This window comes from Thauera sp. 28 (assembly GCF_000310145.2).
Lineage (GTDB): Bacteria > Pseudomonadota > Gammaproteobacteria > Burkholderiales > Rhodocyclaceae > Thauera > Thauera mechernichensis.
Genome location: NZ_AMXA01000031.1, coordinates 19,315 through 45,997, shown reverse-complemented (window position 1 = coordinate 45,997; position 26,683 = coordinate 19,315). Strand labels below are relative to the sequence as shown.

The 26,683-nt window shown below is 62.9% G+C and carries 40 protein-coding genes; 1 reads left to right on the top strand and 39 read right to left on the bottom strand.

What is annotated here, in order from left to right; all coding sequences use genetic code 11:
• Positions 1–167: 167 nt before the first annotated feature.
• The 5 genes from C662_RS16670 to C662_RS16650 form a co-directional block, all read right to left on the bottom strand.
• Positions 168–554, bottom strand: a complete 387-nt coding sequence (locus tag C662_RS16670) for a sirohydrochlorin chelatase (protein ID WP_002931648.1) — start codon at positions 552–554, stop codon at positions 168–170.
• Positions 551–1,390 (bottom strand): tRNA threonylcarbamoyladenosine dehydratase, encoded by an 840-nt coding sequence (locus C662_RS16665; RefSeq protein WP_002931647.1) that lies wholly within the window; start codon positions 1,388–1,390, stop codon positions 551–553. Before C662_RS16665 ends, C662_RS16670 begins: the two co-directional genes overlap by 4 nt.
• A 10-nt stretch (positions 1,391–1,400) precedes the next feature.
• Complete coding sequence (locus C662_RS16660) at positions 1,401–2,366, bottom strand: MBL fold metallo-hydrolase (protein ID WP_002931646.1); 966 nt, start codon at positions 2,364–2,366, stop codon at positions 1,401–1,403.
• Between the two features lie 116 nt (positions 2,367–2,482).
• Positions 2,483–2,980, bottom strand: coding sequence for a single-stranded DNA-binding protein (ssb, locus tag C662_RS16655; protein ID WP_002931643.1), 498 nt, complete (start codon positions 2,978–2,980; stop codon positions 2,483–2,485).
• Positions 2,981–3,071: 91 nt separating this feature from the next.
• Entirely contained in the window at positions 3,072–4,271 is a 1,200-nt protein-coding gene (locus tag C662_RS16650) for an MFS transporter (protein ID WP_232431651.1), read from the bottom strand.
• Between the two features lie 108 nt (positions 4,272–4,379).
• Here C662_RS16650 and uvrA point away from each other — a divergent pair, with 108 nt between their 5' ends.
• The gene (gene uvrA, locus C662_RS16645; protein WP_002931638.1) at positions 4,380–7,214 is read left to right on the top strand and encodes an excinuclease ABC subunit UvrA; all 2,835 of its coding nucleotides are present in this window, start codon (positions 4,380–4,382) and stop codon (positions 7,212–7,214) included.
• A gap of 1 nt (position 7,215) precedes the next feature.
• On the opposite strand, the gene galE is transcribed toward uvrA, so the two are convergent.
• The 34 genes from galE to rpsL form a co-directional block, all read right to left on the bottom strand.
• Entirely contained in the window at positions 7,216–8,235 is a 1,020-nt protein-coding gene (gene galE / locus C662_RS16640) for a UDP-glucose 4-epimerase GalE (RefSeq protein ID WP_002931631.1), read from the bottom strand.
• Between the two features lie 101 nt (positions 8,236–8,336).
• Complete coding sequence (gene rplQ, locus C662_RS16635) at positions 8,337–8,735, bottom strand: 50S ribosomal protein L17 (protein ID WP_002931629.1); 399 nt, start codon at positions 8,733–8,735, stop codon at positions 8,337–8,339.
• 25 nt (positions 8,736–8,760) lie between these two features.
• A complete protein-coding gene (locus C662_RS16630) occupies positions 8,761–9,741 on the bottom strand; it encodes a DNA-directed RNA polymerase subunit alpha (protein WP_002931627.1) in 981 nt (326 codons plus the stop codon).
• 39 nt (positions 9,742–9,780) lie between these two features.
• Positions 9,781–10,410: a 30S ribosomal protein S4 gene (gene rpsD, locus C662_RS16625; RefSeq protein ID WP_002931624.1), complete on the bottom strand. Its 630-nt coding sequence runs from the start codon at positions 10,408–10,410 to the stop codon at positions 9,781–9,783.
• A 14-nt stretch (positions 10,411–10,424) separates the two neighbouring features.
• Positions 10,425–10,814 (bottom strand): 30S ribosomal protein S11, encoded by a 390-nt coding sequence (gene rpsK / locus C662_RS16620; protein WP_002931621.1) that lies wholly within the window; start codon positions 10,812–10,814, stop codon positions 10,425–10,427.
• A gap of 12 nt (positions 10,815–10,826) precedes the next feature.
• The gene (rpsM, locus tag C662_RS16615) at positions 10,827–11,189 is read right to left on the bottom strand and encodes a 30S ribosomal protein S13 (RefSeq protein WP_002931620.1); all 363 of its coding nucleotides are present in this window, start codon (positions 11,187–11,189) and stop codon (positions 10,827–10,829) included.
• Positions 11,190–11,242: 53 nt separating this feature from the next.
• Positions 11,243–11,356, bottom strand: a complete 114-nt coding sequence (gene rpmJ / locus C662_RS20095; protein WP_002931619.1) for a 50S ribosomal protein L36 — start codon at positions 11,354–11,356, stop codon at positions 11,243–11,245.
• A gap of 25 nt (positions 11,357–11,381) precedes the next feature.
• Positions 11,382–11,600, bottom strand: coding sequence for a translation initiation factor IF-1 (gene infA / locus C662_RS16610; RefSeq protein WP_002931617.1), 219 nt, complete (start codon positions 11,598–11,600; stop codon positions 11,382–11,384).
• 4 nt (positions 11,601–11,604) lie between these two features.
• Complete coding sequence (gene secY / locus C662_RS16605) at positions 11,605–12,930, bottom strand: preprotein translocase subunit SecY (RefSeq protein ID WP_002931614.1); 1,326 nt, start codon at positions 12,928–12,930, stop codon at positions 11,605–11,607.
• Between the two features lie 15 nt (positions 12,931–12,945).
• Positions 12,946–13,383, bottom strand: coding sequence for a 50S ribosomal protein L15 (rplO, locus tag C662_RS16600; protein ID WP_002931612.1), 438 nt, complete (start codon positions 13,381–13,383; stop codon positions 12,946–12,948).
• 1 nt (position 13,384) lies between these two features.
• Positions 13,385–13,567 (bottom strand): 50S ribosomal protein L30, encoded by a 183-nt coding sequence (gene rpmD, locus C662_RS16595; protein ID WP_002931611.1) that lies wholly within the window; start codon positions 13,565–13,567, stop codon positions 13,385–13,387.
• A gap of 3 nt (positions 13,568–13,570) precedes the next feature.
• The gene (gene rpsE / locus C662_RS16590) at positions 13,571–14,095 is read right to left on the bottom strand and encodes a 30S ribosomal protein S5 (RefSeq protein ID WP_002931609.1); all 525 of its coding nucleotides are present in this window, start codon (positions 14,093–14,095) and stop codon (positions 13,571–13,573) included.
• A gap of 12 nt (positions 14,096–14,107) precedes the next feature.
• Positions 14,108–14,461 carry a 50S ribosomal protein L18 gene (gene rplR / locus C662_RS16585; RefSeq protein ID WP_002931606.1) on the bottom strand — a complete coding sequence of 118 codons (354 nt, stop codon included), beginning with the start codon at positions 14,459–14,461 and terminating at the stop codon, positions 14,108–14,110.
• A gap of 11 nt (positions 14,462–14,472) precedes the next feature.
• Positions 14,473–15,006 carry a 50S ribosomal protein L6 gene (gene rplF / locus C662_RS16580; protein WP_002931604.1) on the bottom strand — a complete coding sequence of 178 codons (534 nt, stop codon included), beginning with the start codon at positions 15,004–15,006 and terminating at the stop codon, positions 14,473–14,475.
• A gap of 10 nt (positions 15,007–15,016) precedes the next feature.
• The gene (gene rpsH, locus C662_RS16575; protein ID WP_002931603.1) at positions 15,017–15,412 is read right to left on the bottom strand and encodes a 30S ribosomal protein S8; all 396 of its coding nucleotides are present in this window, start codon (positions 15,410–15,412) and stop codon (positions 15,017–15,019) included.
• 13 nt (positions 15,413–15,425) lie between these two features.
• Positions 15,426–15,731 (bottom strand): 30S ribosomal protein S14, encoded by a 306-nt coding sequence (rpsN, locus tag C662_RS16570; protein ID WP_002931601.1) that lies wholly within the window; start codon positions 15,729–15,731, stop codon positions 15,426–15,428.
• Between the two features lie 7 nt (positions 15,732–15,738).
• The gene (rplE, locus tag C662_RS16565) at positions 15,739–16,278 is read right to left on the bottom strand and encodes a 50S ribosomal protein L5 (protein ID WP_002931598.1); all 540 of its coding nucleotides are present in this window, start codon (positions 16,276–16,278) and stop codon (positions 15,739–15,741) included.
• Positions 16,279–16,287: 9 nt separating this feature from the next.
• Positions 16,288–16,605, bottom strand: coding sequence for a 50S ribosomal protein L24 (gene rplX / locus C662_RS16560; RefSeq protein WP_002931597.1), 318 nt, complete (start codon positions 16,603–16,605; stop codon positions 16,288–16,290).
• An 11-nt stretch (positions 16,606–16,616) separates the two neighbouring features.
• Complete coding sequence (gene rplN / locus C662_RS16555; protein ID WP_002931596.1) at positions 16,617–16,985, bottom strand: 50S ribosomal protein L14; 369 nt, start codon at positions 16,983–16,985, stop codon at positions 16,617–16,619.
• A 153-nt stretch (positions 16,986–17,138) separates the two neighbouring features.
• Positions 17,139–17,408, bottom strand: a complete 270-nt coding sequence (gene rpsQ / locus C662_RS16550; RefSeq protein ID WP_002931595.1) for a 30S ribosomal protein S17 — start codon at positions 17,406–17,408, stop codon at positions 17,139–17,141.
• Positions 17,405–17,599 carry a 50S ribosomal protein L29 gene (gene rpmC, locus C662_RS16545; RefSeq protein WP_002931593.1) on the bottom strand — a complete coding sequence of 65 codons (195 nt, stop codon included), beginning with the start codon at positions 17,597–17,599 and terminating at the stop codon, positions 17,405–17,407. The genes rpsQ and rpmC overlap by 4 nt, the downstream gene beginning before the upstream one ends.
• Positions 17,600–17,601: 2 nt before the next feature.
• Positions 17,602–18,018, bottom strand: a complete 417-nt coding sequence (gene rplP / locus C662_RS16540) for a 50S ribosomal protein L16 (RefSeq protein WP_002931592.1) — start codon at positions 18,016–18,018, stop codon at positions 17,602–17,604.
• Complete coding sequence (gene rpsC / locus C662_RS16535; RefSeq protein ID WP_002931590.1) at positions 18,018–18,785, bottom strand: 30S ribosomal protein S3; 768 nt, start codon at positions 18,783–18,785, stop codon at positions 18,018–18,020. The genes rplP and rpsC overlap by 1 nt, the downstream gene beginning before the upstream one ends.
• Positions 18,786–18,794: 9 nt before the next feature.
• The gene (gene rplV, locus C662_RS16530) at positions 18,795–19,124 is read right to left on the bottom strand and encodes a 50S ribosomal protein L22 (RefSeq protein WP_002931589.1); all 330 of its coding nucleotides are present in this window, start codon (positions 19,122–19,124) and stop codon (positions 18,795–18,797) included.
• A 9-nt stretch (positions 19,125–19,133) separates the two neighbouring features.
• Positions 19,134–19,409 (bottom strand): 30S ribosomal protein S19, encoded by a 276-nt coding sequence (gene rpsS, locus C662_RS16525; RefSeq protein ID WP_002931587.1) that lies wholly within the window; start codon positions 19,407–19,409, stop codon positions 19,134–19,136.
• 10 nt (positions 19,410–19,419) lie between these two features.
• Positions 19,420–20,247 (bottom strand): 50S ribosomal protein L2, encoded by an 828-nt coding sequence (gene rplB, locus C662_RS16520; RefSeq protein WP_002931586.1) that lies wholly within the window; start codon positions 20,245–20,247, stop codon positions 19,420–19,422.
• Between the two features lie 6 nt (positions 20,248–20,253).
• Positions 20,254–20,559: a 50S ribosomal protein L23 gene (gene rplW, locus C662_RS16515; RefSeq protein WP_002931584.1), complete on the bottom strand. Its 306-nt coding sequence runs from the start codon at positions 20,557–20,559 to the stop codon at positions 20,254–20,256.
• The gene (rplD, locus tag C662_RS16510) at positions 20,556–21,176 is read right to left on the bottom strand and encodes a 50S ribosomal protein L4 (protein WP_002931579.1); all 621 of its coding nucleotides are present in this window, start codon (positions 21,174–21,176) and stop codon (positions 20,556–20,558) included. The genes rplW and rplD overlap by 4 nt, the downstream gene beginning before the upstream one ends.
• Positions 21,177–21,186: 10 nt before the next feature.
• Positions 21,187–21,825 (bottom strand): 50S ribosomal protein L3, encoded by a 639-nt coding sequence (gene rplC, locus C662_RS16505; RefSeq protein ID WP_002931578.1) that lies wholly within the window; start codon positions 21,823–21,825, stop codon positions 21,187–21,189.
• 111 nt (positions 21,826–21,936) lie between these two features.
• Positions 21,937–22,248 (bottom strand): 30S ribosomal protein S10, encoded by a 312-nt coding sequence (gene rpsJ, locus C662_RS16500; RefSeq protein ID WP_002931577.1) that lies wholly within the window; start codon positions 22,246–22,248, stop codon positions 21,937–21,939.
• 76 nt (positions 22,249–22,324) lie between these two features.
• Positions 22,325–23,515, bottom strand: a complete 1,191-nt coding sequence (gene tuf / locus C662_RS16495; RefSeq protein WP_002931549.1) for an elongation factor Tu — start codon at positions 23,513–23,515, stop codon at positions 22,325–22,327.
• A 48-nt stretch (positions 23,516–23,563) separates the two neighbouring features.
• Positions 23,564–25,663, bottom strand: a complete 2,100-nt coding sequence (fusA, locus tag C662_RS16490) for an elongation factor G (RefSeq protein WP_002931574.1) — start codon at positions 25,661–25,663, stop codon at positions 23,564–23,566.
• Positions 25,664–25,770: 107 nt separating this feature from the next.
• Entirely contained in the window at positions 25,771–26,241 is a 471-nt protein-coding gene (rpsG, locus tag C662_RS16485) for a 30S ribosomal protein S7 (RefSeq protein WP_002931571.1), read from the bottom strand.
• Positions 26,242–26,274: 33 nt separating this feature from the next.
• Positions 26,275–26,652: a 30S ribosomal protein S12 gene (gene rpsL / locus C662_RS16480; RefSeq protein WP_002931569.1), complete on the bottom strand. Its 378-nt coding sequence runs from the start codon at positions 26,650–26,652 to the stop codon at positions 26,275–26,277.
• Between the last annotated feature and the right edge of the window lie 31 nt (positions 26,653–26,683).

Below are 26,683 nucleotides of genomic sequence, written 5' to 3'. Positions count from 1 at the left end.
CGCGGCTGGCGCCGCTCCTACCTTGGTCCCAAGCGCCGCAGACCCGCCGTAGGAGCGGCGCCAGCCGCGAGCTCGTGAAGGCGATCATGCCGCTGCATCCGCAAGATCGCTCGCTTGATGCGATGGCCTTGCAGCAGGCCATGCGCACGCTGAAGCGTGCGGGGGAATCAGTCGATACAGGAAGCCGCGTAGTCCGCCATCGCAGCGACCACCCTGGCGGACTCGCCCGCTGCGGTGGCGAGCACGATCTCGCAGTCTGGGTGGGCCGCGCGCACCTCATCGACCAGGATCGGCAGGTCACGCGTGAGATGCCCCGCCTGGGCGAGGAAGATCGGCACTACCGCCACCTTGCGCGCACCCGCGGCAGTCAGCGCGGCCACCGCCTCCGGCAGCGTCGGCGTCATGAACTCGAGGAAGGCAAGCTCCACGCTCGGCGCATCGGGGCGTGCCAGCAACGCCTCACGGATGCGGCGCATGGGCCCCGCCCAGTCGGGATTACGGGCACCATGCCCGAACAAGACGACGGCGGTGTCACGCGCAACACTTGAATTCATGAACAGCTCTCCGGGTTGTCTGGGTCCGCTGCGCCAAGGGTAGCGCAGGCTACCCGCGCCTGCAGCAGATGATCGAGCGCGCGTGCGGCGCAGAACAGGCCCGCACTGGCGGTCACTGCCATGCTCGAGCCATATCCGGCACAGGCCAACCCCTGCGGAGCGAGCGCGGTAGCCGCGCCCGTACCCAAGCAGGCCCGCGCTTCGGGGTAGCGCACCGGCTCGGTGGAGAACACCGCATCGATGCCGAACTTGCGCCGCGGGTCGCGGCTGAAACCGTGTTCCTTGCGCAAGCGGGCGCGCACCTTGGACAGCAGAGGGTCTTGCACCGTACGCGCCAGATCATCGACCACCAGCCGGCCCGGATCGGTCTTGCCCCCTGCCCCGCCCGCCATCACCAGCCTGATTCGGCGGCGCCGGCACACGGCCGCGATCGCTACCTTGGCGCGCACGTTGTCGATGGCGTCGATGACGACATCGAAGCACTGCAGCAGGTCCTCGGCGTTCTCGGCCGTCAGGAAGTCCTCGACCTGCTCGACCGCGCACAGCGGGTTGATGCCCGCAATGCGCGCGGCCATCGCGCCGACCTTGGCCATGCCGAGCGTAGATTCGAGCGCATGTACCTGGCGGTTGATGTTCGACTCGGCAACGTGGTCGAGGTCGATCAGGGTGAGTCGGCCCACCCCACTGCGTGCCAGCGCCTCGGCCGCCCACGAGCCAACGCCGCCGACACCGATCACGCAGGCATGTGCGGCCTGCAGACGGGCGACTGCGCCATCGCCGTAGAGCCGGTCGATACCGCCGAAGCGGCGGGCAACATCGACGCCTGCGCCTTGCATCGCGCCCCGCTCAGGCCGTCTCGGCCGCGGTGACGCGCTGGCTGTCGAGCCATACGCCCAGACCCTGGGCGTTGAGCTCGAGGTCCATGCGCAGCAGGTCGAGCGTCTCGTCCTCGTTGAGCGCCCAGTTCTGGCGTGCGGCCTCCTCGCGCATGATCTGCTCGAGGCCGGCAAGGATCTCGACATGGCGGGCCACGCCATCGCCGCGCGCAGCCTGCGCCACCGCCACCATGGTGTCGATCAGACGGTGGAGGTCAGCGCCCAGGCGATCGACTTCGGTGATCCGGCTGTAGTGCGTCAGGTACATGGCCTGCGGCTGCATCGCCAGCATGCGGTCGATGGAGGCGTGCATCGCCTCGGGCTCGAACTGGGTCGGCGTCGTCGTCGGCATGATGAAGGCACGGCCATCGACATCAAGCTCGCGATAGGACAGGCCAAAGGTGTCGCCCGTGAAGAAGGCGCGCGCACTGTCGTCCCAGATGCAGACGTGGTGGCGCGCATGCCCCGGGGTATCGAAGATGCGCAGGCAGCGACCGCCCAGCTTGAGTTCGAGACCGTCGGTGGCCGGCACGATGCGCTCGGCCGCGACAGGCACCAAGCGTCCGTAGAGCGCGAACGCGCGCTCCGGCCCGTAAACGGCGCAGGTGGCGTCCCACAACCGGCTCGGATCAGTCATGTGGCGCACGCCACGCGGATGCACGACAAGCCTGGCGTGCGGCAGCGCACACATCAGGCTGCCCGCACCGCCGGCGTGGTCGAGATGGATGTGGGTCAACAACACCCAATCCACTGCTTCGGGCGCGATACCGAGCGCGGCGAGCGCGCCGAGCACGCGCGGCACCGAGGCGTTGCTGCCGGTATCGACGATCGCGGCGCGACCGTCCTGCACGATGATATGGATGGCCGCAAGCTGCGGCCGGCCATAGCCGGAATCCACCGCATGAACGCCGTCGGCGTGACTGATCAGGTCCAACATTGCACTCCCTCCTCGCACTGCCGCGCGGCAGGCCAGCATCGGCGACCCGACTCTAGCCTCGCGCTCCGGCAGTGTCGCGGACGCACATCACGCGCGCGCATCCGCATCCTCCCGCTTCAGAACGGGATGTCGTCGTCGAAATCACCAAAGCCGCCCGGCTGCTGCTGCGGTTGTGCTGCCGGCTGAGGGCGCTGTGCGGGTGCGCGCGGCGCGGCAGCGGCCGGCGCGGGCGCGTCCCAGCCACCCTCGCTTGCGCGCATCGGTGCGTCACCACCTTCGCGACGGCCGCCCAGCATCTTCATCTCGTCAGCGCGGATCTCGGTGGTGTAGCGGTCCTGGCCGCTCTGATCCTGCCACTTGCGGGTCCGCAGGCTGCCCTCGATGTACACCTGGCTGCCCTTGCGCAGATACTGGCCAGCGATCTCTGCCAGCTTGCCGTAGAAGGACACCCGATGCCATTCGGTCGCTTCACGGCGCTCGCCGGTGGCTTTGTCGCGCCAGTTCTCGGTGGTGGCGAGACGGATATTGCAGATCGCGTCGCCCGACGGGGCGAAACGGCTTTCCGGGTCGGCACCGAGGTTGCCGACCAGGATGACTTTATTGACGGATGCCATCCGGTTCTCCTTTGAGTGTGCATCCGGGCGCGGCGATGTAAGCGCTGCACCCGCGTGAAATACGACAGACCCCAGGCCAGGCCCGGGTGCTTCAGCCCGCTGCCGGCTGCGCGCGCAGCGGCGGCGGCCGCATGGACGCCGCAAGACCAAGCCAGGCAAGGGCGAGCAAGGCACAGAACAGGCTCACCGCACCCGGCCCATGGACCTGGCCCAGCCAGCCGCCGAGCACGCCGCCGAGGAACAGGCCGATCGACTGCAAGGTGTTATACACCCCCAGCGCTGTGCCCTTTGCGCCGGGCGCTGCGATGCGCGAAATCCACGACGGCTGGGTTGCCTCGAGCACATTGAACGCAATGAAGAAAAGCGTCAGCAGCAATGCCAATGGTATCAGACCGTCACCAATCAGCCACAGCCCCAGCTGGACCACCGCCAGCAGCACGATCGCCGCATTGAAAACGGGCTTAAGCTTGTCATGGCGCTCGGCGACGATCACCGCTGGCACCATCACGACGAAGGACAACAGCACGGCTGGCAGATAGACCTTCCAGTGCTCGGGCATGGGCAGCCCGCCGCTCGCCACCAGGGCCGAGGGCACCATCACCCACATCGTGGTCTGAATGAGATGGAGCGCGAATACGCCGAAGTTGAGCCGCATGAGCTGGCCGTCGCGGAGCACGTCGATCAGGCGCCCCGTCGCGCGCGGCACGGGCGGCGCCGCAGGCACCACCCACAGCACCACGCCGATGGCGACGAAGGCGAGCACCGCGGTCAGCCAGAAGATCCCATCCATGCCGACCGCGGCATACAACAGCGGCGCAGCGACCATGGACAGCGCAAACACGAGCCCGATCGACGAGCCGATCATGGCCATCACCTTGGTACGGTGCTGGTCGCGGGTGAGGTCGGCAGCAAGCGCCGTGACTGCCGCCGAGATCGCGCCCGCCCCCTGCAGGATACGGCCGGCGATGATCATCGTGATGTCGTCTGCTAGCGCGGCGACCACGCTGCCGATCACGAACAGCACGAGTCCGAACACGATCACCGGCTTGCGGCCGAAACGATCGGACGCGGCACCGTAGGCGATCTGCAGGCAGGCCTGGGTGAGGCCGTAGGCGCCTATCGCCAGCCCCACCAGGGTCAGGTTGTCGCCGCCCGGGATGGTCGCGGCATGAACTGCGAACACAGGCAGGATCAGGAACAGCCCCAGCATGCGCAGCGCAAAGATCGCAGCCAGGCTCATGCCGGCGCGGCGTTCGTCGCGCGTCATCGGATCGCGAGCAGGAACGGTCATCAGAGGAAACCGGCGTCGTCAAAGCCGAGCATTTTAGCACTCCGGCCGCCTGGCCGGTGCCGCCCTTCTCTCGTATAGTTTCGGGCTGGCCCACGCTAGGCATCTGCCATGGACGAGATCCGCATCCGCGGTGCGCGCACGCACAACCTGAAGAACATCAGTGCCGACCTGCCGCGAAACCGGCTCACGGTCATCACCGGCCTGTCCGGATCCGGCAAATCCTCGCTCGCCTTCGACACGCTGTACGCCGAGGGCCAGCGCCGCTACGTCGAGTCGCTGTCGGCCTACGCGCGCCAGTTCCTGCAGCTCATGGAAAAACCGGATGTAGATCTCATTGAGGGCCTGTCGCCCGCGATCTCGATCGAACAGAAAGCCACCAGCCACAACCCGCGCTCCACGGTGGGTACGGTTACCGAGATCCACGACTACCTGCGCCTGCTCTACGCCCGTGCCGGCACGCCCCATTGCCCGGAGCACCCCGAGCACGCCCTCGAGGCCCAAAGTGTGGCACAGATGGTCGACCACGTTCTGGCGCTGCCGCCCGAGACAAGGCTGATGATCCTCGCCCCGGTGGTGAGCGGGCGCAAGGGCGAGCAACAGGACCTGTTCGCCGAGCTGCGTGCCCAGGGCTTCGTGCGCGTGCGGGTCGACGGCGAGGTCATGGAACTCGATGCGATGCCGGCGCTCGACAAGAGCCGCCGCCACGACGTCGAGGTGGTGATCGACCGCCTGAAGGTCCGCGCCGACCAGCGTGGCCGCATCGCCGAGTCCTTCGAGACCGCGCTCCAGCATGCCGACGGACGTGCGCTCGCCGTGGAAATGGACAGCGGCACCGCTCACCTGTTCTCGGCGCGCTTCGCCTGCCCGGTGTGCAGCTTCGCACTCGCCGAGCTCGAACCACGCCTGTTCTCGTTCAACAACCCGGCAGGCGCGTGCCCGCGCTGCGATGGACTGGGCGCCATCGCGTTCTTCGACCCCGCACGCGTCGTCGCACACCCCGAACTTTCGCTCGCCGCAGGCGCGATCCGGGGCTGGGATCGGCGCAACCAGTTCTACTTCCAGATGCTCGCCAGCCTCGCAGCACACTACGGCTTCGACATCGAGACACCGTTCATCGATCTACCCGACACAGTACGTGAGACCGTCCTGCATGGCTCCGGACGCACCCGCATCGCCTTTCGCTACATGGCCGACAATGGCCGCATGGTGCTCAAGGAGCACCCGTTCGAAGGCATTATCCCGAATCTCGAGCGCCGCCTGCGCGAGACCGACTCACAGGCGGTGCGAGAAGAACTGACGAAATATCGTGCCAGCCGGGTCTGCCCGGCCTGCGAGGGCAGCAGATTGCGCAGCGAGGCACGCCACGTGCTGATCGGTGGCCGTGCGCTGCACGACATCGCTCGCCTGCCGCTCGCCGAGTGCCAGCACTTCTTCACCCAGCTGCAGCTTACCGGCGCGCGCGCCCAGGTCGCCGAGCGCATCATCAAGGAGGTCGCCGACCGCCTCAGCTTTCTCATCAACGTCGGCCTCGACTATCTTTCACTCGACCGCGCTGCAGACACCCTGTCCGGCGGCGAAGCTCAGCGCATCCGCCTCGCCAGCCAGATCGGCTCAGGCTTGACTGGTGTCATGTACGTGCTCGACGAGCCTTCGATCGGCCTGCACCAGCGCGACAACGACCGCCTGCTCGGCACCCTGCGCCAACTCCGCGATCTCGGCAATACGGTGATCGTTGTCGAGCACGACGAGGACGCAATCCGCAGCGCCGACTACCTGATCGACATGGGCCCGGGCGCAGGGGAGCACGGCGGTCAGATCGTCGCCCGCGGCACACCCCAGCAAGTCATCGACGACCCAGCCTCCATCACCGGCGACTATCTCGCCGGCCGCCGCAGCATCGCGGTGCCGCACACCCGCCGGCAGATCGACCCGGAGCGCATGCTGCACATCCTCGGCGCGACCGGTAACAACCTCAAGCAGGTCGATGCAGCGCTACCGATCGGCCTGTTCACCTGCATCACAGGCGTGTCCGGATCGGGCAAGTCGACCTTGATCAACGACACCCTGGCCGCCGCAGCAGCGCGCCACCTCAATGGTGCCAGCGTCGAGGCCGCTCCCCACCGGAGCATCCAAGGGCTGGACGCCCTGGACAAGATCATCAATGTCGACCAGTCACCAATTGGTCGCACACCGCGGTCGAACCCGGCCACCTACACCGGCCTGCTGACACCGATACGCGAGCTGTTCGCGGGCGTGCCCGAGGCCCGCGCGCGTGGCTACGGACCTGGGAGGTTCTCCTTCAACGTGCGTGGAGGCCGCTGCGAGGCTTGCCAGGGCGACGGCATGATCAAGGTCGAGATGCACTTCCTGCCCGACATGTACGTGCCTTGCGACGTCTGTCACGGTAAGCGATACAACCGCGAGACCCTGGAGATCCGCTACAAGGGGCGAACGATCTACGAAGTGCTCGACATGACGGTGGAACAGGCCTTCGATTTCTTCGCTGCCGTGCCCGCCGTCGCGCGCAAGCTCGAGACCCTGAAGGATGTCGGCCTCGGCTACATCCGTCTGGGCCAGAGCGCTACCACCTTGTCGGGCGGCGAAGCGCAACGTGTCAAGCTCGCCCTAGAACTCTCGAAGCGCGACACCGGCCGCACCCTGTACATCCTCGACGAACCCACCACCGGCCTGCATTTCCAGGACATCGAGATGCTGCTCACGGTCCTGCACCGTCTGCGCGACCATGGCAATACGGTTGTCGTCATCGAACACAATCTCGATGTCATCAAGACTGCCGATTGGCTGATCGACATGGGCCCGGAAGGCGGCGGAGGGGGCGGCACCGTTGTCTGCGCAGGCCCGCCGGAAGCAGTTGCAGCCCACCCCTCGAGCCACACCGGGCGTTACCTCGCACGCCTGCTCGCGACGCCCAGATCCGCCTGACTCAGCCTCGATACCCCAGCGGGTTCATGCGCTGCCAGCGCCACGCATCCTCGCACATCGCCGCCAACCCCCGCTCGGCCTTCCAGCCCAGCATCGCCTGGGCTCGCGCTGGATCGGCCCAGCATGCGGCGATGTCACCCGGCCGACGCGCCACGACGTCGTATGGCACCGGCCGACCGCACGCAAGCTCGAACGCGCGCACCATCTCGAGTACGCTGTAGCCGCGCCCAGTGCCGAGATTGAGCGTCGTGACACCGGCCAGCGTGTCGATACGCTCGAGTGCCCGCAGGTGCCCGAGCGCGAGGTCGACAACGTGAATGTAGTCGCGCACGCCGGTACCGTCAGGCGTCGGATAGTCGTCACCGAACACCCGCAGGCGTTCGAGTCGGCCCACCGCTACCTGACTTACAAAAGGCATCAGGTTGTTCGGCAAGCCCTCCGGGTCTTCGCCGATTCTCCCGCTCGAGTGGGCCCCTACTGGATTGAAGTAGCGCAGCAGAACCACGTTCCAGCGTCCATCTGCATTCGCCAGATCGCGCAGGATCTGCTCTCCCATCAGCTTCGTCCAGCCGTAAGGATTGGTCGCCGTAGTGGGAAAATCCTCGCGGATAGGCACGCTTGCGGGATCGCCATACACCGTCGCTGAAGAACTGAACACCATCCTCCGGCAGTCCGCGGCATCCATCGCCTGCAGCACACTCAGCAAGCCCTGAAGATTGTTGTCATAGTAGGCGAGCGGCTGTGCTACCGACTCTCCGACCGCCTTCCGCGCCGCAAAGTGGATAACCGCCTCCACCTCGTGTGCGGCAAAAATGCCCTCCAACGCGCGGCGATCGCGCACGTCTGCTTCGACAAACCCAGCCAAGGGGCGCCCGCCAAGCTCCTCGATACGCCGCAACGCTTCGGGCGAAGAGTTCGAGAGATCATCGATCACGACCACGTCACGCCCGGCCGCGAGCAATTCCACGCAGGTATGGGACCCAATGTAACCCGCCCCACCCGTCACCAATGTCACGCCCATACGCTCGCCCCTTCAGCAAAGCCCGTTGTTACAGTCGTGATTGCTGATCACGAAAAAAAACCGGGCGCTGCCCGGTTTTTTACTCGGTTGCTCGCGACGGCTCAAGCCGCCTCGGCGCCCTCGACCTCGACCGCTTCCACGTCGGGGCGATCCAGCAGCTCGACGTAAGCCATCGGTGCATTGTCGCCGTCACGGAAACCGCACTTCAGGATGCGCAGGTAACCACCGTTGCGGGCGGCGTAGCGCGGACCCAGCTCGTCGAACAGCTTGACGACCATGTCACGGTCGCGCAGGCGGTCGAAAGCCAGACGGCGGTTGGCGAGACTGGGCTTCTTGCCCAGGGTGATCATCGGCTCGACCACACGGCGAAGTTCCTTCGCCTTCGGCAGGGTCGTCTTGATGACTTCGTGTTGCAGCAGCGAGTTGGCCATGTTGCGGAACATCGCCTGGCGGTGGCTGCTGGTACGATTCAGCTTGCGAAGACCATTACGGTGACGCATTTCAATTCCTCACTTGCCCGGCGTCTCAACCGAGCTTTTCAAGCCCGGCCGGCGGCCAGTTTTCCAGTTTCATGCCAAGGGTAAGCCCGCGGGAGGCCAGTACTTCCTTGATCTCGTTGAGCGACTTGCGACCCAGGTTCGGGGTCTTGAGCAGCTCGGTCTCGGTGCGCTGGATCAGGTCACCGATGTAGTAGATGTTCTCGGCCTTCAGGCAGTTCGCCGAACGCACCGTCAATTCCAGATCATCGACCGGGCGCATGAGCACCGGATCAATGGTCACCGACGGCGCCACCTCGCGCTCGGGCTGAGTACCCTCGAGGTCGGCAAACACCGAGAGCTGGTCCATCAGCACGCGCGCGGCGTAGCGGATGGCCTCTTCGGGGTCGACCGCACCATTGGTCTCGATATCGATGATCAGCCGGTCCAGATCGGTACGCTGCTCGACGCGAGCGCTCTCGACGAGATAGCTGACGCGACGCACCGGCCCGAACGAAGCGTCAAGCACGATGTGCCCGATGCTCTTGCTCTCGGCGCTCTGCGGACGTGCATTACCCGGCACATAGCCACGGCCCTGCTCGACCTTGATCTGCATGTCGAGCTTTCCGCCCGGAGCAAGGTGGGCGATCACGTGATCCGGATTGATGATCTCGACGTCGTGACCGAGCTCGATGTCGGCCGCGGTGACAACGCCCTCGCCGGACTTCGCCAGCCGCACGGTTACATCGGCACGGCCATTCAGTTTGAACACCACGCCCTTGAGGTTGAGCAGCAGGTCGACGATGTCCTCGCGCACGCCGTCAAGCGTCGAGTACTCATGGAGCACACCTTCGATCGTCACTTCCGTGGCCGCATGGCCCGGCAGCGACGACAGGAGGATGCGCCGCAGCGCATTCCCCAGCGTGTGACCGAACCCGCGCTCGAACGGCTCCATAGTCACCCGCGCCTGGACAGGCGAGGTGCTCTGGACGTCGATGATGCGCGGTTTCAGCAGTGCATTGCTTTGCATCAGCATTCCCTCGGAACTAGAAGAGGCTCAGACTCCCGATCAACGGGAGTACAGTTCCACAACCAGGCCTTCGTTGATCGTTGCCGGCAGTTCGCTGCGCACCGGATAGGCCTTGAACGTACCCTTGCCAGCCTTGGCGTCGACTTCCAGCCACTCCGGGAACCCGCGCGACTCAGCCGCTTCGAGCGCAGCCTTGACACGCAGGTGCCCACGGGCGCGCTCGGTCAGCTCCACGACATCGCCCGGACGAACGACATACGACGGGATGTTGACGCGCTTGCCATTGACCAGAACGCCGTTGTGGCGCACAACCTGACGAGCCTCGGCACGCGAAGCGCCAAAACCCATGCGGTAGGCCACCGAATCCAGACGACCTTCGAGCAACTGAAGCAGGTTCTCGCCGGTCTGGCCACGACGACGGTCAGCTTCGGAATACACACGGCGGAACTGACGCTCGAGCACACCGTACAGACGACGGATCTTCTGCTTCTCGCGCAGTTGCACACCGTAACCCGACAGACGCTGCCCCGAGCGCTGACCGTGTTGGCCAGGCGCGTAGGCACGGCGCTCAATCGCGCACTTGTCGGTAAAACACTTTTCGCCCTTCAGAAACAGCTTTTCGCCTTCGCGACGGCACTGACGGCACTTGGGATCGAGATTACGAGCCACTTATCAACTCCTTGTCAGATACGACGCTTCTTCGGCGGACGGCAGCCGTTGTGCGGAATGGGGGTGATGTCCGTGATGCTGGAAATCTTGATCCCCAGCGCGTTGAGCGCACGAACCGAAGACTCGCGACCCGGGCCCGGGCCCTTGATGCGAACCTCGAGGTTCTTGATACCGCACTCCTGTGCCACCTTGCCAGCTGCTTCTGCAGCCACCTGGGCAGCGAACGGGGTACTCTTGCGCGAACCCTTGAAGCCAGCGCCACCCGAGGTCGCCCACGACAGCGCGTTGCCCTGACGGTCGGTGATGGTGATGATCGTATTGTTGAAGCTCGCGTGAACGTGCGCGATACCTTCCGCGACGTTCTTCTTGACCTTCTTACGAACCTTCGTTCCAGTCTTAGCCATTATCGGTTCCTATTACTTCTTGCCGGCGATCGCCTTGCGCGGGCCCTTGCGGGTGCGGGCGTTCGTGCGGGTACGCTGACCACGCATCGGCAGGCCGCGACGATGACGCACGCCGCGATAGCAGCCCAGGTCCATCAGTCGCTTGATGTTCATCGTCACTTCACGACGCAGGTCACCCTCGACAACGAACCGAGCGACTTCGTCACGCAGCTTCTCCATATCCGATTCAGTCAGGTCCTTGACCTTGACCGAACGCTGGATACCGGCAGCGTCGCAAACCTTCTGAGCACGCGAACGGCCGATCCCATAGATGGCGGTCAGCGCGATCTCGGCATGCTTGTGATTGGGAATGTTTACCCCAGCAATACGGGCCATCCGTATACCCCAAAGCGAAAAACGTTAAATTCTAAAGCCTTAAGTTGATCTAATCAACCCTGGCGTTGCTTGTGCCGCGGATCGCTACAAATGACGCGAACCACACCCTTGCGGCGGATGATCTTGCAGTTGCGGCAGAGCCGCTTTACCGATGCCTGGACTCTCATGGTCTTGCTCCTGTTTCTCTTATCTTCACTTGGTCCGGAACACGATCCGGCCCTTGGTCAGGTCGTAGGGGGTGAGCTGGACGGTCACCTTATCCCCAGGGAGGATGCGGATGTAGTGCATCCGCATCTTTCCGGAGATGTGCCCAAGCACCATGTGACCGTTCTCGAGCCTGACGCGGAATGTTGCATTCGGGAGGTTCTCAGTAACCTCACCTTGCATCTCAATGACATCTTCCTTCGCCATGGTTCTACCTGCCCGGGAAGCCCGCCCCCTTGAAATTCGCCTTCTTCAGCAGACTCTCGTACTGGTGCGACATCGCAAACGCCTGTACCTGGGCCATGAAGTCCATCGTGACCACCACGATGATCAGCAGCGAGGTGCCGCCGAAATAGAACGGAACGTTCCACTTCAGGATCAGGAACTCCGGCAGCAGGCAGACCAGGGTGATATACACCGCCCCGGCCAACGTCAGCCGCATGAGAATCTTGTCAATGTAGCGCGCCGTCTGGTCACCCGGACGAATGCCAGGCACGAACGCACCACTCTTCTTCAGGTTGTCCGCCGTCTCACGCGCGTTGAACACGAGCGCGGTGTAGAAGAAACAGAAGAACACGATTGCCAGCGCGTACAGCATCACGTAGATCGGCTGTCCTGGAGACAGTGTGGATGCGATATCCCGCAACCAGTACATACCCTCAGACGAGCCAAACCACTGACCCAAGGTCGCCGGGAACAGGATGATGCTCGACGCAAAAATCGGCGGAATCACACCCGACATGTTCAGCTTCAGGGGCAGGTGGGAGCTTTGCCCGCCATACACCTTGTTGCCGACCTGCCGCTTGGCGTAGTTCACCAGAATCTTGCGCTGCCCCCGCTCCACGAACACCACGAACCCGGTCACCAGCACAACCAGCACGCAGATGAAGAGCGCCGTGAAGGGATGCATCGCGCCAGTACGAACCAGCTCGAACAGCCCACCGATCGCACTCGGCAATCCAGCCACGATCCCCGCGAAGATGATCAACGAAATACCGTTTCCGATACCGCGCTCGGTGATCTGCTCACCCATCCACATCAGGAACATCGTGCCAGTCACCAGCGTCGCCACGGTAACGAAACGGAACATCAGCCCCGGATCCAGCACCAGGCCCGGCTGCCCCTCGAGCGCAATCGAAATACCGAGCGCCTGAGCAAAAGCAAGGACGAGCGTGCCGTAGCGGGTGTACTGCGTGATCTTGCGTCGCCCAGCCTCGCCTTCCTTCTTCAACGCCTCGAGATACGGTACCGCCACCGTCATCAACTGCATGATGATCGACGCGGAAATGTAGGGCATGATGCCCAGCGCGAAGATGGTGAAACGCGACAGCGCGCCGCCGGAGAACAGGTTGAACACCCCGAGGATGCCGCCCGCCTGCGACTGGAACAACTCAGCCAGACGCTCGGGATCGATACCCGGGACAGGAATGTGCGCGCCGATGCGGTAGACGATCAGCGCGCCCAGCAGAAACAGCAGGCGCCGCTTCAGGTCGCCGAACCGCCCCGGCTTTCCGAGCGTGGCAGCAGTATTCGCCACAATCGTTTTCCCTGTTTACTCGGCCGCCACGGAACCACCAGCGGCTTCGATCGCCGCCTTGGCACCCTGGGTAGCACCGACACCGCGCAGCACAACCTTGCGGTTGATGGCGCCGGAAAGCACGACCTTCGCCGACAGTGCGTCAGCCGCGATCACGCCCGCCTGCTTGAGCGTCAGCAGATCGACTTCATCGATGGGCAGCTTGTCCAGTTCGGACAGACGCACCTCGACATTGCGCGCACGCGTCAGCGAAACGAAACCGCGCTTCGGCAGACGACGCTGCAAGGGCATCTGACCGCCCTCGAAGCCGACCTTGTGGAAGCCGCCGGCACGGGACTTCTGCCCCTTGTGGCCGCGACCGCAGGTCTTGCCGAGGCCGCTACCCATGCCGCGACCGACACGGCGCGCAGCCTTCTTCGAGCCTTCGCCCGGCTTGATGGTATTCAGGCGCATATCAACCCTCACACTTGACCAGGTAGGACACCTTGTTGACCATGCCGCGAACCTCGGGGGTATCCGCCAGCTCGACCGTATGGTTGAGTCGACGCAGACCGAGCCCGCGCACGGTGGCGCGGTGCGACTGCTTGGTGCCGATCACGCTCTTGACGAGCGTCACCTTGATTTTCTTGTCCGACATCGCTTACCCCAGAATTTCTTCGACGGACTTGCCGCGCTTGGCAGCAATCTCCGCCGGGGTGTTGATCGCCATCAGGCCGTTGATCGTGGCACGAACGACGTTGTAGGGATTGGCAGAACCGATGCACTTGCAAATCACATCGGTCACGCCCATCACTTCGAACACTGCGCGCATCGGGCCACCGGCGATGATGCCGGTACCGGCCGGAGCCGGCTGCATCAGCACCGAGGCGGCGCCATGCTTGCCGACAACAGTGTGCTGCAGGGTGCCGTTCTTGAGCGAGACCTTGCGCATCTTGCGACGCGCTTCGTCCATCGCCTTCTGAACTGCCACCGGCACTTCGCGCGACTTGCCCTTGCCCATGCCGATCGCACCGTCACCGTCGCCGACCACGGTCAGCGCGGCGAAGCCGAGGATCCGGCCGCCCTTGACGACCTTGGTCACGCGATTGATCGCGACCATTTTCTCCTTCAGGCCGTCATCGCGCTCGTCGGAGGCTTGCGCACGTTTGGTTTGCTGCTTAGCCATTCGAATCCTCGCTTAGAACTTGAGGCCGCCTTCGCGGGCAGCCTCGGCCAGCGCCTTGACGCGGCCGTGATACAGGAAGCCCGAGCGGTCAAACGAGACCTGCTCGATGCCGGCAGCCTTGGCGCGCTCGGCAATCAGCTTGCCGACGAGCTCGGCGGCAGCCTTGTTGCCGCCGTTCGCGACCTGGGCGCGCACATCGGCTTCGACTGTCGAGGCGGCCGCAATCACGCGGGAGCCGGAACCGTCGATGACCTGGGCGTACATGTGGCAGTTGGACCGGAACACCGTCAGGCGAACCGCCTTGAGCTCCGCAATCTTGGCGCGAGTTTTGCGCGCACGGCGAAGACGAGTTTCTTTCTTGTTCATGACGAACCGCCTTACTTCTTCTTGGTTTCCTTGAGCACCACCACCTCGTCCGAATAACGGACGCCCTTGCCCTTATAGGGCTCGGGGGAGCGGTAGGCACGCACCTCGGCAGCGACCTGGCCGACTTTCTGCTTGTCGATACCCTTGATCACGATTTCCGTCTGGGTCGGGGTCTCGACCTTCACGCCTTCCGGCATCTGATGCACGACCGGATGCGAGAAGCCGAGCGACAGGTTGAGCTTGTCGCCCTGAGCCTGAGCGCGATAGCCGACGCCAACCAGGTTGAGCTTGCGCTCGAAACCCTTGCTGACACCGCTCACCATGTTATTGATGAGCGCACGGGTCGTACCCGAAAGCGCACGGGCGTTGGCAACACCGTCGCGCGCCTTGCACACGACTGCATCACCTTCGCGCTCGACCGAGACGGCGCTGGTCAGCGCCTGACGCAGCGTACCGAGCGGCCCCTTGACGGCGACCTCACCAGCGGAGATCGTCACTTCGACACCCTGAGGAATCGCCACCGGATTCTTGGCTACACGAGACATCGCTTCCTCCTTATGCCACCAGGCAGATGACTTCGCCGCCAACGCGGTTTGCACGCGCCGAACGGTCGGTCATCACACCACGCGGGGTGGACACGATGGCCACGCCAAGGCCGTTCATAACGCGCGGCAGATCGTCGCTGCCCTTGTAGATACGCAGGCCGGGGCGGCTCACGCGCTCAAGGCGCTCGATGACCGGACGACCGGCGTAATACTTCAGCGTAACGTCAAGCGACGCCTTGCCGGCATCGTCGCGGACGGCGAAGCCGTCGATGTAACCTTCATCCTGCAACACCTTCGCGATCGCAACCTTCAGCTTCGACGAGGGCATCGACACCGATGCCTTCTGTGCCTGCTGGCCATTGCGGATGCGCGTCAGCATGTCGGCGATGGGATCGGACATACTCATCTTCGAATTCTCCTTACCAGCTCGCCTTGGTCATGCCAGGGACTTCGCCGCGGAAAGCGATCTCGCGCAGCTTGTTGCGGCACAGACCGAACTTGCGGAAAACACCACGCGGACGCCCGGTGAGCGCGCAACGATTACGCTGGCGAGTCGGGTTGGCGTTGCGGGGCAGTTGCTGCAGGGCCAGGCGTGCAGCCATGCGTTCTTCTTCGGACAGGCTGCTGTCCTTGACCTTTGCGACCAGGGCGGCACGCTTGGCGGCGAACTTCTCCACCAGCTTGGCGCGCTTCACTTCGCGATTGATCAGAGCGAGTTTCGCCATATGACCCTCAATTCTTGAACGGGAACTTGAACGCAGCGAGGAGCGCGCGCGCCTCCCCGTCGGTCTTCGCCGTCGTCGTGATGCTGATGTTCATCCCGCGCAGCGCATCGATCTTGTCGTACTCGATTTCAGGGAAAATGATCTGTTCCTTGACACCGAGGTTGTAGTTGCCACGACCGTCAAAACCCTTCGCTGCGATACCGCGGAAGTCACGCACGCGCGGCAGCGCGATAGTGATCAGACGATCGAGAAACTCGAACATGCGCGGACCACGCAGGGTGACCATGCAACCGATCGGATAGCCGTCACGGATCTTGAAACCCGCAATCGACTTGCGAGCCTTGGTCGACACCGGCTTCTGACCGGCAATCTTGGTCATGTCGCCGAGCGCATTCTCGAGGATCTTCTTGTCACCCACCGCCTCACCGACACCCATGTTCAGGGTGATCTTGGTGATACGCGGGATCTCCATCACGGACTTGTAGCCGAACTGCTGCTTGAGCGCCGGCGCGACTTCGTCCTTGTAAACCTGTTGCAAGCGAGCCATCGTCACTCCTTAGGCGTTCACCAGCTCGCCGTTCGACTTGAAGAAACGAACCTTGCGGCCATCTTCAAGCGTCTTGATCCCGACGCGATCACCCTTCTGGGTGGCGGGATTGAACAGCGCGACATTCGACACGTGGATCGGCATTTCCTTTTCGACAATGCCACCCACCTCACCCTTGAGCGGATTCGGGCGCACATGCTTCTTCACCCGATTCACACCCTCGACCACGACGCGCTCGTCATCGACGCGGCGCAGCACGGTACCGCGACGGCCGCGATCCTTGCCCGTCAGTACCAAAACTTCGTCACCCTTGCGGATCTTGTTCATCTAAGGACTCCTCAGAGCACTTCGGGCGCGAGCGAGACGATCTTCATGAAGCGCTCGGTACGCAGCTCACGAGTAACCGGCCCGAAGATACGGGTGCCGATCGGCTCCAGCTTGTTGTTCAGAAGCACGGCCGCGTTGCCATCGAACTTGATCAGCGAACCATCGGGACGACGGACGCCCTTGGCGGTACGCACGACAACCGCGTTATAGACATCGCCCTTCTTGGCACGACCACGCGGCGCAGCATCCTTCACGGTGACCTTGATGATGTCGCCCACGCCAGCGTAGCGGCGCTTCGAACCACCCAGGACCTTGATGCACATCACCGAGCGCGCACCGGAGTTATCGGCGACGTCCAGCTTGGACTGCATTTGAATCATGAAAGTATCTCCAACTTATCCCGCATGTGCGGACAGTCTTGGAACCCGTCAGGGTAGGATGCCCCGAGCGAGCCCCGGAGCAAAGAGGCAAAAGTATAACAGCCTGGCGCTGTCGCGCCAAGCTGTTTTTCTGCACCTTGCTTGTTACTCAGTTCAGATGATGCGTGCCTTCTCGAGCACCTTGGCAACGCGCCAGGTCTTGGTGCGCGAGATCGGACGGCATTCCTCGATCTCGACCAGATCGCCTTCGGCGGCGATACCATCTTCCACGTGGGCATGGTACTTCGCCGAACGGGTGATGATCTTGCCGTACAGCGGGTGCTTCACCCGACGTTCGACGAGGACCGTCACGGTCTTCTGCATCTTGTCGCTAACCACACGCCCAACCAGCGCGCGGCGAACCTTCTCGACTTGTTCGCTCATTGCTGACCCGCCTTTTCGCGCAGGATGGTACGGACACGCGCGATGTCGCGACGCACCTTCCCGATCTGACTCGTGTTGCCAAGTTGCTGGGTGGCATGCTGCATGCGCAGCGAGAACTGTGCCTTCAGCAGCTCGAGCAATTCCTTGTTCAACTCTTCAGCGCTCTTGGCGCGGAGTTCATTGGCCTTCATGTTCAACCCCCAATCTGACGGGTCACGAACACGGTCTCGATCGGCAGCTTGGCGGCGGCAAGCCGGAAAGCTTCACGAGCGAGCTCTTCGGCCACGCCATCCATTTCATAGAGCACCTTGCCCGGCTGGATCTCGGCAACCCAGTACTCCGGGTTACCCTTGCCGTTACCCATCCGCACTTCGGCGGGCTTCTTGGAGATCGGCTTGTCCGGGAAAATGCGGATCCAGATGCGGCCACCGCGCTTGATGTGACGCGTCATGGCACGACGTGCCGACTCGATCTGGCGCGCCGTCAGACGACCGCGACCGACCGCCTTGAGCCCGTACTCGCCGAACGACACCTTGGCGCCACGCGTGGCGACGCCAGTGTTACGGCCTTTCTGCTCCTTCCGATACTTCCTTCTAGTCGGCTGCAGCATCATTCACTCCTGCTATCTTCTTGCCGGCCTTCGCCACGACGGGCGGGGCGGCGACCCGGACGCTCGCCGTCACGGGGAGCGCCACGACGGCCACGGCGGTTGTCGGCTTCGGGCTCTGCAGCCACGGGCTGTTCGTTACGGCCAAGCATCTCGCCCTTGAACACCCAGACCTTGATGCCAATGATGCCGTAGGTGGTCTTCGCTTCCGAAACACCGTAGTCGATGTTGGCGCGCAGCGTGTGCAGCGGCACACGACCTTCACGGTACCACTCGGTACGAGCGATTTCCGCACCATTCAGACGGCCCGAGCTCATGATCTTGATACCCTGGGCGCCGAGGCGCATGGCGTTCTGCATCGCACGCTTCATGGCGCGGCGGAACATGATGCGCTTCTCGAGCTGCTGAGCAATCGAGTCGGCCACGAGCTTGGCATCGAGTTCCGGCTTGCGCACTTCCTCGATGTTGACGTGAACCGGCACACCCATGATCTTCTGCAGATCACGCTTGAGCGCCTCGATATCCTCGCCCTTCTTGCCGATGACGACACCAGGACGGGCGCTGAACAGGGTGATTCGTGCATTCTTGGCCGGACGCTCGATCGTCACGCGACCAACCGAAGCGTGCGCGAGACGCTTCTTCAGGTAATCACGAACTTTCAAGTCCTCGTGCAGCATGCCCGAGAAGTCCTTGCTGTTGGCGAACCAGCGCGAGCCCCAGTCACGCGTGACGGCGAGACGGAAGCCAGTGGGATGGATTTTCTGACCCATGTTTACTCCTTACTCGCCAACGGTCAGGTAGACGTGGCAGGTGGGCTTCAGGATGCGGTTGCCGCGACCCTTCGCACGCGCGGTGAAGCGCTTGAGCGTCATGCCCTCTTCCACGTGAATGGTCTTGACCTTCAGCGCGTCGATATCGGCACCGTCGTTGTGCTCAGCGTTGGCAATTGCCGACTCGAGCACCTTGCGGATGATCTTCGCGCCCTTCTTGGGCGAGAAGGCGAGCGTGTCGAGCGCACGGCCGACGGGCATGCCGCGGACCAGGTCGGCAACCAGGCGGCCCTTCTGAGCCGACAGGCGAACGCCACGGAGAATTGCTTTGGTTTCCATGTCGTCCCCTTATCGCTTGGCCTTCTTGCTGGCAGCGTGACCCTTGAAGGTACGCGTCAGCGCGAATTCGCCCAGCTTGTGACCAACCATGTTCTCGGTCACGAACACCGGAATATGCTGCTTGCCGTTGTGCACCGCGATCGTCAGACCGATGAAGTCCGGCAGCACCGTGGAACGGCGCGACCAGGTCTTGATCGGGCGCTTGTCGTTGCTCGTCCGAGCCGCGTCGACCTTCTTGAGCAGGTGCGCGTCGATGAACGGGCCTTTCTTGATAGAACGTGCCATCTTTTACCCCTTAACGCTTGTGACGACGCTGCACGATCATGTTGTCGGTGCGCTTGTTCGAACGCGTCCGATAACCCTTGCTCGGCGTACCCCACGGGCTCACCGGCTCGCGCGCTTCGCCGGTACGGCCTTCGCCACCACCGTGCGGGTGATCCACCGGGTTCATCGCCACACCACGAACGGTCGGGCGGATACCGCGCCAGCGGTTCGCACCAGCCTTGCCGATCTTGCGCAGACCGTGCTCGCCGTTGCCGACCTCACCGATCGTCGCACGGCACTCGACGTGCACTCGACGAATTTCACCCGAGCGCAGACGAAGCTGCGCGTAGGTGCCTTCGCGGGCCAGCAACTGAACCGAGGTACCCGCCGCACGCGCAAGTTGTGCGCCCTTGCCAGGAACCATCTCGATGCAGTGAATGGTCGAACCCACCGGAATGTTGCGGATCGGCAGCGCATTACCGGGCTTGATCGGGGCCTCGGACCCGCTCACGAGCTGCTGACCAACCTCGACGCCACGCGGCGCGATGATGTAGCGACGCTCGCCATCGGCGTAGCAAAGCAGCGCAATGTGCGCCGAGCGGTTCGGGTCGTACTCGATGCGCTCGACCTTCGCCGGGATACCATCCTTGTTGCGACGGAAATCGACCAGGCGATAGTGCTGCTTGTGACCGCCACCCTGGTGACGCACGGTGATGCGGCCGTTGTTGTTACGACCAGCATTCTTGCTCTGCTTCTCGACCAGCGCTGCGACCGGGCGACCCTTGTACAGGTCGGGGTTCACCACCTTGACCTGGGCACGACGGCCTGCAGACGTAGGCTTGAGTTTAACGATTGCCATGATCTATCACTCCCCCGCCGCGAAGTTGATTTCCTGACCGGGCTTCAGGCACACGAAGGCCTTCTTCCAGTCCTTGCGGCGACCCATGGTCTTGCCAAAGCGCTTGGCCTTGCCCTTCACGTTCAGGATCTGCACCGACTTCACCTCGACCTTGAAGAGCGACTCGACAGCCGCCTTCACTTCGGGCTTGGTTGCATCGGAAGCGACCTTGAACACCACCTGCTCGTTCTTGTCGGCGACAAAAGTCGCCTTCTCGGAGATCTGCGGGGCGAGCAGCACCTGCAGCAGACGTTCCTGACTGATCGCGCTCATTGCCACGCTTCCTCCATCTTCGCCAGCGCGCCCTTGGTGACCAGCACCTTCGGGAAACGCACGAGCGACACCGGATCCGCCTCGCTCACCTCGAGCACCAGCACCTGGTGGAGGTTGCGCGAAGAGAGGAACAGGTTCTCGTCCATTTCGTCGGTAATGACCAGGACGGAATCCAGGCCCATACCCTTGAGCTTCTGCGACAGCAGTCGCGTCTTCGGCGCCTCGACGCTGAAGCTCTCGACCACGGCAAGGCGATCCTCGCGCGCCAGCTGCGACAGGATCGCAGCAACGCCAGCGCGGTACATCTTGCGGTTGACCTTCTGACTGAAGTTCTCGTCAGGCGAATTCGGGAAGATCTTGCCGCCCCCGCGCCACAGCGGGCTCGAGGCCATACCGGCACGCGCATTGCCCGTACCCTTCTGGCGGAAAGGCTTGCGGGTCGACTTGGCGATCTCCGAACGGCCCTTCTGCTTGCGGTTACCCGAGCGCGCATTCGCCAGATAGGCGGTGACGACCTGGTGCACCAGGGCTTCGTTGTAGTCACGACCGAACAGCACATCCGACGCCTCGAGCGTCGATGCTGCCTGGCCCTGCTCATTCAATAGCTTCAATTCCATTGCGCGCTCCTCAGGCCTTGACCGCCGGACGGACGACAACGTCGCCACCCTTGGCACCCGGCACCGCACCCTTCACGAGAAGGAGCTGGCGCTCGACATCAACACGGACGATCTCGAGACCCTGGGTGGTGCGCTGCACGTTGCCGTACTGACCAGCCATGCGCTTACCCGGGAAAACGCGACCCGGATCCTGAGCCATACCGATCGAACCCGGGGAGTTGTGCGAGATCGAGTTACCGTGCGACGCACGGTTCGACGAGAAGTTGTGACGCTTGATCGGGCCAGAGAAACCCTTACCGATCGTCACGCCGGTCACATCGACCTTCTGCCCGACCTGGAAGAGATCCGCACCGATTGCATCACCGGCATTCATGCCACCAGCCTGTTTGGCCTCGACACGAAACTCCTTGATGCCGCGGCAGGGCTCGACGCCCGCCTTCGCGAGATGCCCCGCGACCGGCTTGGTGATGCGGCTCGCGCGACGCTTGCCGTATGCGACCTGGACCGCGGCATAGCCATCGGTCTCAATCGTCTTGATCTGGGACACACGATTATCCGACACGTCAAGCACCGTAACCGGGATGGTACGACCATCCTCGGCAAAGATGCGAGTCATGCCGACCTTGCGTCCAACAAGGCCTAGACTCATTTTTTTCTCCTGAATCCCGGTTGCGATTGACCGGGGGTCAAATTATTGCGCCAAAAGGCACAAAGGCCGGATTATACCGGCCCGTTCCAAACTTCCGCAAGCGGATTACGCTTACTGGAGCTTGATCTCGACATCCACACCCGCGGGGAGGTCCAGCTTCATCAGCGCATCGACGGTCTTGTCGGTCGGATCGATGATGTCCATCAGGCGCTGGTGGGTACGAATTTCCATCTGGTCGCGCGATGCCTTGTTGACGTGCGGCGAGCGCAGCAGGTCAAAGCGCTCGATGCGGGTCGGCAGCGGAACCGGACCACGAACAACCGCACCGGTGCGCTTGGCGGTATCGACGATCTCGAGCGCCGACTGGTCAATCAGACGGTAATCGAAAGCCTTGAGGCGGATGCGGATCTTCTGGTTTTGCATGATGTTGTTCCTAAAGAGCTGAAAGAGCGAAAAGAGCAAGGGGAGAGGCTGCAGGCCCCTCCCCGGATCGAGCAAATTACTCGATGATCTTGGCAACCACGCCGGCGCCGACGGTACGACCGCCTTCACGGATGGCGAAGCGCAGACCTTCTTCCATGGCGATCGGGGCGATCAGCTTGACGGTGATCGACACGTTGTCGCCCGGCATGACCATCTCGGTGCCCTCGGGCAGCTCGATCGAACCGGTCACGTCCGTGGTACGGAAGTAGAACTGCGGACGGTAGTTGTTGAAGAACGGGGTGTGACGACCACCCTCTTCCTTCGACAGCACATACACTTCGCCCGTGAAGTGCGTGTGCGGCTTGATCGAACCCGGCTTGCACAGCACCTGGCCACGCTCGACGTCTTCACGCTTGGTGCCGCGCAGCAGCACGCCAACGTTGTCGCCGGCCTGACCCTGGTCGAGCAGCTTGCGGAACATTTCAACGCCGGTGCAGGTGGTCTTGACCGTGGCCTTGATGCCGACGATCTCGATTTCCTCGCCAACCTTGACGATGCCACGCTCGACACGACCGGTCACCACGGTGCCACGACCCGAGATCGAGAACACGTCTTCGATCGGCAGCAGGAAGGGCTTGTCGATGGCGCGCTCGGGCGTCGGGATGTACGAGTCCAGCGCATCGGCCAGCGCCAGGATTGCCGGCTCGCCGATCGGCGACTGGTCGCCTTCGAGCGCCTTCAGCGCCGAACCCTTGACGATGGGAATGTCGTCGCCCGGGAAGTCGTACTTCGACAGCAGCTCGCGCACTTCCATCTCGACCAGCTCGAGCAGCTCTTCGTCGTCGACCATGTCGCACTTGTTCAGGAAGACGATGATGTACGGCACGCCAACCTGACGGGCCAGCAGGATGTGCTCGCGCGTCTGCGGCATCGGGCCGTCAGCGGCCGAGCACACCAGGATCGCGCCGTCCATCTGGGCAGCACCGGTAATCATGTTCTTGACGTAGTCGGCGTGGCCCGGGCAGTCAACGTGCGCGTAGTGGCGAGCAGCGGTTTCGTACTCGACGTGCGCGGTGTTGATGGTGATGCCGCGCGCCTTTTCTTCGGGCGCCGCGTCGATCTGGTCATAGGCCTTCGCCTCACCACCGAACTTCTTCGACAGAATCGTGGTGATCGCAGCGGTCAGCGTGGTCTTGCCATGGTCAACGTGGCCAATCGTGCCAACGTTCACGTGCGGCTTGGTGCGTTCGAACTTACCCTTCGCCATGTTCGCGGGTCCTTATGTTGAAGTTACTGAAATTCTGAATTGCTGGAATTACTTGCGGCTGCTGATGACGGCCTCGGCCACACTCTTCGGTGCTTCAGCGTAGTGCTTGAACTCCATCGAGTAGGTCGCGCGACCCTGGGTCAGCGAGCGCAGCTGGGTAGCGTAACCGAACATCTCGGCCAGCGGCACCTCGGCCTTGATTTCCTTCATGCCACCCGGGATGTCATCCATACCCTGGACGATACCGCGGCGACCCGACAGGTCACCCATGACGTTGCCCATGTAGTCTTCCGGCGTCTCGACCACCACAGCCATCATCGGCTCGAGCAGCACGGGACTGGCCTTGCGCATCGCATCCTTGAACGCCATCGAGCCGGCCATCTTGAACGCGTTTTCGTTCGAGTCGACGTCGTGGTAGGAACCGAAGTGCAGCGTCACCTTGACATCAACGACCGGGAAGCCCGCCAGCACGCCACTGTTGAGGGTGTCCTGGATACCCTTGTCGACCGCCGGGATGTACTCACGCGGAACGACGCCACCCTTGACCGCATCGACGAACTCGTAGCCCTTGCCCTGCTCGGCCGGTTCAAGGTTGATGACGACGTGACCGTACTGACCACGACCGCCGGACTGCTTGACGAACTTGCCTTCGACGTCCATCGCAGCCTTGCGGATGGTCTCGCGGTAGGCAACCTGCGGCGCACCGACGTTCGCCTCGACGTTGAACTCGCGGCGCATGCGGTCGACGATGATCTCGAGGTGCAGCTCGCCCATGCCCGAGATGATGGTCTGACCCGACTCTTCGTCGGTACGGACGCGGAAGGACGGATCCTCGGCAGCCAGTCGACCGAGAGCCAGACCCATCTTTTCCTGGTCGCTCTTGGTCTTGGGCTCGACCGCAACGTGGATCACCGGATCCGGGAACACCATGCGCTCGAGGATGACCGGCGCCGAGAGGTCGCACAGGGTTTCGCCGGTCGTGACGTCCTTGAGGCCGACCACAGCGGCGATGTCGCCCGCGAGCACTTCCTTGATCTCTTCACGATCATTGGCGTGCATCTGCAGGATGCGGCCGATGCGCTCCTTCTTGCCCTTGACCGAGTTCAGCACCGTCGAACCCGACTCCAGCACGCCCGAGTAGACGCGAATGAAGGTGAGCTGGCCTACGAACGGGTCGGTCATCAGCTTGAACGCCAGCGCCGAGAACTTCTCGTCGTCCTTGGCGTAGCGCACCACTTCCTTCTCGTCGTCATCCACGCCAGCAACCGGCGGAATGTCGATCGGCGACGGCAGGTACTGGATGACCGCGTCAAGCATGCGCTGGACACCCTTGTTCTTGAACGCGGTGCCGCACAGCATCGGCTGGATCTCGCAGGCCAGGGTGCGCGCACGCAGACCCGCAATGACCTCCTCTTCGGAAAGCTCGCCTTCCTCGAGGTACTTGTTCATCAGGTCTTCGTTCGCTTCAGCAGCAGCCTCGACCATGTTGGCGCGCCACTCTTCCGCAGTCGCCACGACGTCAGCCGGGATCTCCTGGTAATCGAACTTCATACCCTGGGAGGCCTCGTCCCAGATGATCGCCTTCATCTTGAGCAGATCGACCACGCCCTTGAAGGAATCCTCGGCGCCGATCGGCACCACCACCGGAACCGGATTGGCCTTGAGACGGGTCTTCATCTGGTCGACGACCTTGAAGAAGTTGGCACCCGAACGGTCCATCTTGTTCACGAAGGCCAGACGCGGCACCTTGTACTTGGTCGCCTGGCGCCACACGGTCTCGGACTGCGGCTGCACGCCACCAACGGCGCAGTACACCATGCACGCACCGTCCAGAACGCGCATCGAGCGCTCGACTTCAATGGTGAAGTCCACGTGTCCCGGCGTATCGATGATGTTGAAGCGGTGCTCGGGATAGGAGTTATCCATACCCTTCCAGAAGCAGGTCACCGCCGCGGAGGTGATGGTGATGCCACGCTCTTGCTCCTGCACCATCCAGTCGGTGGTAGCTGCGCCATCATGCACTTCACCGAGCTTATGGCTCACGCCGGTGTAGAAGAGGATACGCTCGGTCGTAGTCGTCTTGCCGGCGTCGATGTGAGCGGAGATACCGATATTGCGGTAGCGCTCGATGGGAGTCTTGCGGGCCACGTTTTACCTGCCTTCTGTTATGCGCGCCTGTGACGCGATGAACGATTTCATGCGTTAGAAAACAATCGAGCCCTGTACAGGGCCCGAGTTACCGCCACCAACCAGGATCAGAAGCGGTAGTGCGAGAACGCCTTGTTGGCTTCGGCCATGCGGTGAACTTCTTCACGCTTCTTCATGGCGGAACCACGACCTTCGGCGGCCTCCAGCAGCTCACCGGCGAGGCGCTGAGCCATCGACTTCTCGGCACGCTTGCGCGCAGCTTCGCGCAACCAACGCATCGACAGCGCCATACGACGGGACGGACGCACTTCGACCGGCACCTGGTAGTTGGCACCACCGACGCGGCGGCTCTTGACTTCGACAACCGGCTTCACGTTCGCAACCGCGGTCGAGAACACCTCGAGCGGATCCTTGCCTGACTTGGAGGTGATGTGATCAAACGCACCATAGACGATGCGCTCAGCAACGGACTTCTTGCCCGACTGCATGATCACGTTGATGAACTTCGAGACATCCTGGTTTCCGAACTTCGGATCCGGCAGAACCTCGCGCTTGGGTACTTCACGACGACGCGGCATGACAACCTCTCGCTAAATTTCTTGGGCCAACAATCAGGCTTTCTTCGGGCGCTTGGCACCGTACTTCGAGCGCGACTGCTTACGATCCTTGACACCCTGAAGGTCGAGGGAGCCACGAACGATGTGATAGCGCACACCCGGCAAGTCCTTGACACGACCGCCACGGATCAGCACGACAGAGTGCTCCTGGAGGTTGTGACCTTCACCGCCGATGTACGAGATGACCTCGAAACCATTGGTGAGACGCACCTTGGCGACCTTACGAAGCGCCGAGTTCGGCTTCTTCGGGGTCGTGGTGTAGACGCGGGTGCAAACACCACGCTTTTGCGGGCAGGCCTCGAGCGCCGGGACCTTGCTCTTCGCAACTTCCATCTGGCGCGGCTTGCGGACAAGCTGATTGATTGTTGGCATAGCTTAAGAATTTCCCATAAGACCGCGGCAG